This window comes from Candidatus Andeanibacterium sp. (assembly GCF_057143545.1).
The window spans coordinates 1-4,561 of record NZ_DBNHSF010000144.1 but is presented as its reverse complement, the minus strand read 5'-3'; the positions used below and the strand labels follow the sequence as shown (position 1 = coordinate 4,561).

Genomic DNA, 4,561 nt, shown 5'->3' with positions numbered 1-4,561 from the left:
ATCCCGAGCACTTGCGGCACGGTCAGTATCCACAAGAAGTGGTTTACGATGATTCCTACGACGACGGGCGCTTTGACCATAATTCAGCGACTTGCCGCGCAATCAGTCAGAACCTGACTCCTGCCAGGTCCCTGAATTTTTCATTGTCACCGAGCAACTCCTCGTACCTCCCGCTCGCCACGATCCTTCCCCCCTCGACCAGGTGGATCGTGTCGGCCGCCTCGATCGTCGTCAATCTGTGGGCGATCGCGATCACCGTCCGGTCGCCGCGCAGCCGGGCGATCGCTTCGGAAACCTCGCGTTCGGTCGCCGTGTCGAGCGCGGCGGTCGCTTCGTCGAATACCAGCACCGCGGGATGGCGATAGAGCGCGCGGGCGATCGCCACCCGCTGGCGCTGGCCGCCCGAAAGCAGGCCGCCTTCCTGCCCGAGCGGCGTTTCGAGCCGGCGCGGCTTGCCGCGGAAGAAATCGGCGATGGCCGCGGCTTCGAGCGCCTGCCAGACCGCCTCGTCGTCGATCTCCTCCGGCCGCAGCCCGAGCGCGACATTCTCGCGCACCGAGCGCCCCGAGATGAACGGCGACTGCCCGACATAGCCGATCTGCGAATGCCACGCCGAGAGATGGCGCTGGATTTCCCAGCCGTCGCAGGTGACGGTGCCGGCCTGCGGCCGCAGCAGGCCCATGATGATCAGCGCGAGGGTCGACTTGCCCCCTCCGGAAGGGCCGCAAAAGGCGGTGAAGCTGCCCGCCGGAATGGCGAGCGAAACATTGTCGATCGCCGCGCTCGCCGCCTCGGGATAGGTGAAGGATACGCCTTCGAGCCTGATCGCATCCGCCAGGGTCGGGGAAGCCCCGGCGGGGAGCGGCAGGTCGAGGTCGCGATCGGCCTCGCGGGCGATCCCCGCGGCGGCGCCGCCAAGCAGCTGCGGCGCGGCGCGGGCCAATGCGTCCATCATCCGCGTGCGGGCGTCCCTCGCCTGGCTTATCTGCTGCATCTCCTGGGTCAGCCGCGAGGTCGCCGCGGTGATCCTGAGGCCCGCGAAACCGAGCACGGCGAGTGTCGGCAGCGCGCCCGCAAGACCGCCTTCGCTCGACGCGAACCAGGTCGCCGCGAGCGCGATGCCGCCCGCGAGGACCAGCTCGTTGAGCGCGCGCGGGCCCATCTCCAGCGCGCGGATGCGGCGGTCGGCGAGCGCGAATTCGCCGGCCACCTCGCCAAAGCGGCCGCGCATGACGTCCTGCCGCCCCGCCAGCCGCACTTCGAGCATCCCGCCAAGCGCCTCGTTCATCACCGTGGATAGCGCGATCTGGGCCTTGCGGACGCGTTCGCCCAGCGAGGTCGAGATCCTCCGCGTCACGGCCAGGAACGCCGCGGCGGTGATCCCGAGAATCAGGCCCGAGCCGAGGACCAGGCCGGGGTCGATCACCAGCAGCAGCGCCGCCAGCATCGCCAGCACTATCGCGATGTCCGCGGCGGCCAGGAGCAGCGGCCTGAAGGCGGAGCGAAACACCATCAGGACCGAATTGAGGACCTGCGCGGGCTCCAGGGTCCCTCGCTGGCGCAGGAGCTCGAGCGGCATGTCCTGGTAGCCGTCGAACAATGCCGTCGCGACCTTCTCGTAACGCTTCATGACGAACCGCAGCAGGGCGAAGGAGGACAGCAGCCACAGCGCGTTCTTGATCGCAAAGATCCCGACCAGCACCAGCCCCGCGGCAATCGCGAATTGCGCGCCCGCGTAGCTCCCGGCGACCGCCTGGTAGAGGTCGGTGACGATTGCCAGCTGCCCCCCGTGATCGGCCCCGCCAAGCACGGCAATATAGCCGAACAGGAAGAACATCCCGGTGATCTCGAGCGCTCCGGAAAGCGCCAGCAGCACGACCAGTCCCGCCGCCCTGACCCGTCCCGCCCGGTCGAGCAGGCGCCACAAGTCCCGGAATGTCTCGAATAGGATCATACTGCCCGCTCCAGGGCCCTCGCCCTAGCTTTCCGCCGGAACCCGCGCAAGCGAGCGGGCCGCGACTTTCAACGCTTGCCTGTGGCGGCAATTGCGGATCGCGTCCGAAATGTCCGGTTATCCCCAAACTCATCGGGCGCTTTCCCGGCCGGCCTTGGCGAAGGCCACCCTTGGGGCTAACCGGTTCTGCGATATCGCGAGGAAAGGGACATTCCAGGAAGATGGCCGACCGAATTGGCAAGCGCGCCCTAATCACCGGCGTAACCGGGCAGGACGGGGCCTATCTCGCCCGGTTCCTGCTCGACAAGGACTACGAGGTGCACGGGATCAAGCGCCGCTCCTCGTCCTTCAACACCGGACGGGTGGAAGATATCTACGAGGACCCGCACAGCGCCGGCCAGCGCTTCTTCCTCCATTATGGCGACCTCACCGACGCGACCAACCTCATCCGCATCGTGCAGGAGGTCCAGCCCGACGAGATCTACAACCTCGCCGCGCAGAGCCATGTCCAGGTCAGTTTCGAGACACCCGAATACACCGCGAATTCGGACGCGGTCGGCACTTTGCGCCTGCTCGAAGCGATCCGCATCCTCGGGCTCGAAGGCAGGACCCGGTTCTACCAGGCCTCGACCTCGGAACTTTACGGCCTGGTACAGGAGGTCCCGCAAAGCGAGACCACGCCGTTCTATCCTCGCTCGCCCTATGGCGTGGCCAAGCTCTATGCCTACTGGATCACGGTCAACTATCGCGAGGCCTATCGCATGCACGCCTCGAACGGGATCCTGTTCAACCATGAGAGCCCGCTGCGCGGCGAAACCTTTGTCACCCGCAAGATCACCCGCGCCGCGGCGGCGATCGCGCTCGGCCGGCAGGACAAGCTCTATCTCGGCAATCTCGATGCCCGGCGCGACTGGGGCCATGCGAGGGAATATGCCCGCGGGATGTGGATGATCGTGCAGCAGGACGAACCCGACGATTACGTACTGGCGACCGGCGAGACCAACTCCGTTCGCGACTTTGTTAGCTGGGCCTTCGAAGATGCTGGAATTCCACTGGAATTCAAAGGTGAAGGGATCGACGAAAAGGGCTACTGCGCGAAGACGGGCAAGTGCCTGGTCGAAGTCGATCCGCGCTATTTCCGGCCCACCGAAGTCGATTTGCTGATCGGCGATCCCAGCAAGGCCCAGGCAAAGCTCGGCTGGAAGCACGAAACCTCGGCCCGCGAGCTGGCCCGCGAAATGGTCGAGGCCGACCTTGTCACCATGCGCGACGCGCCGATCGGCAAGGGATCATGAGCGAAGCCGTGTTCGAACTTGCAGGGAAGCGCGTCTATGTCGCGGGCCACAAGGGCATGGTCGGCTCGGCGCTCGTCCGCCGCCTCGAAACCGAGGAATGCGAAATCCTGACGGCACCGCGCGGGCTGGACTTGCGCGAACAGGCCGCGGTGCGCGACTGGTTTGCCGCCAATGCGCCGGACGCAGTGATCCTGGCGGCCGCCAAGGTCGGCGGCATTCTCGCCAACGACACGCTTCCTGCGGAGTTTCTCTACGACAACCTCATGATCGAGGCCAATGTGATCGAGGCGGCATACCGCCAGCAGACCGGTAAATTGCTGTTCCTCGGATCGTCGTGCATCTATCCGCGCCTGGCCCCGCAGCCGATCGCCGAGGAGGCGCTGCTGACCGGGCCACTCGAGCCCACCAACGAATGGTATGCCATCGCCAAGATCGCCGGGATCAAGCTGTGCCAGGCCTATCGCAAGCAATATGGCTGCAATTTCATCAGTGCCATGCCGACCAATCTCTACGGCCCGGGCGACAATTACGACCTGCAATCGAGCCATGTCCTGCCCGCCCTGATCCGCAAGGCGCATAAGGCACGGCTTGCCGGAGCCGCGTCGTTTCCGATCTGGGGCACCGGTTCGCCGCGGCGGGAGTTCCTCCATGTCGACGACCTTGCCGATGCCTGCGTGTTCCTCCTCAAGGCCTATGACGGATACGATCCGGTCAATGTCGGCTCGGGCGACGAGGTGACGATCCTCGAGCTGGCCGCGCTGGTTTCCGAAGTCGTCGGTTTCGAAGGTTCAATCGAAACCGATCCTTCGAAACCCGACGGCACCCCGCGCAAGCTGCTCGACAGCTCCAAACTCGCCGCGATGGGGTGGCAGCGCTCGATTCCGCTCAGGCAGGGGATCGAGGCCGCCTATCGGGAGTTCCGTGCCGCTGCGAGTGCCTGATCGCGCCAAATTCCCGGCAATTTCTCGCCATTAGCCAATCATCAAGGTTTCCTCCTTATTCACCATTTCGAGGAAGACGGTGTCAGCCACAGTCTGGCAGCGATCCGTTTGAAACTTGGATTGGCAGAATTTTCGGGGGCTGGAATGAGCGCATTCGGACGGAAGAACGGCGCAGCGGGCATGGCACCGGGTGCGAGGCCGTCGTCTTTCGGCGTCGCAAAGCCGATGAAGGGCGGCGATGGCCGCAAGAGCCCTGCCCCCCCGCCGATGGGCGGCGAACAATTCCCTCCGGTCCCGGCCGATCCGCTGGACATGGCCGGCCCTGCGGGCCAGGGCGACGCGATGTCGCGGCTGGCCGACCGCGCCAACAA

3 protein-coding genes and 1 pseudogene are annotated in these 4,561 nt (G+C 65.6%); 3 read left to right on the top strand and 1 reads right to left on the bottom strand.

From position 1 onward, the window contains the following. Nucleotides 1-106: 106 nt before the first annotated feature. Nucleotides 107-1,954: an ABC transporter ATP-binding protein gene (locus AC16XC_RS08470; protein ID WP_484034213.1), complete on the bottom strand. Its 1,848-nt coding sequence runs from the start codon at nt 1,952-1,954 to the stop codon at nt 107-109. A gap of 221 nt (nt 1,955-2,175) precedes the next feature. On the opposite strand from AC16XC_RS08470, the gene gmd reads away from it, so the two are divergent. The 3 genes and pseudogenes from gmd to AC16XC_RS08455 form a co-directional block, all read left to right on the top strand. Then, the gene (gene gmd / locus AC16XC_RS08465) at nt 2,176-3,249 is read left to right on the top strand and encodes a GDP-mannose 4,6-dehydratase (protein WP_484034212.1); all 1,074 of its coding nucleotides are present in this window, start codon (nt 2,176-2,178) and stop codon (nt 3,247-3,249) included. Beyond that, nucleotides 3,246-4,190: a GDP-L-fucose synthase gene (fcl, locus tag AC16XC_RS08460; protein WP_484034211.1), complete on the top strand. Its 945-nt coding sequence runs from the start codon at nt 3,246-3,248 to the stop codon at nt 4,188-4,190. The genes gmd and fcl overlap by 4 nt, the downstream gene beginning before the upstream one ends. A gap of 144 nt (nt 4,191-4,334) precedes the next feature. Continuing rightward, nucleotides 4,335-4,561, top strand: a pseudogene (locus AC16XC_RS08455) (CpaF family protein); the annotation flags it as partial.

Excerpts from the sequence above, each read along its gene's own strand:
- AC16XC_RS08470 (WP_484034213.1), bottom strand. The coding sequence starts at position 1,954 with ATGATCCTATTCGAGACATTCCGGGACTTGTGGCGCCTGCTCGACCGG.
- fcl (WP_484034211.1), top strand. The coding sequence starts at position 3,246 with ATGAGCGAAGCCGTGTTCGAACTTGCAGGGAAGCGCGTCTATGTCGCG.
- gmd (WP_484034212.1), top strand. The coding sequence starts at position 2,176 with ATGGCCGACCGAATTGGCAAGCGCGCCCTAATCACCGGCGTAACCGGG.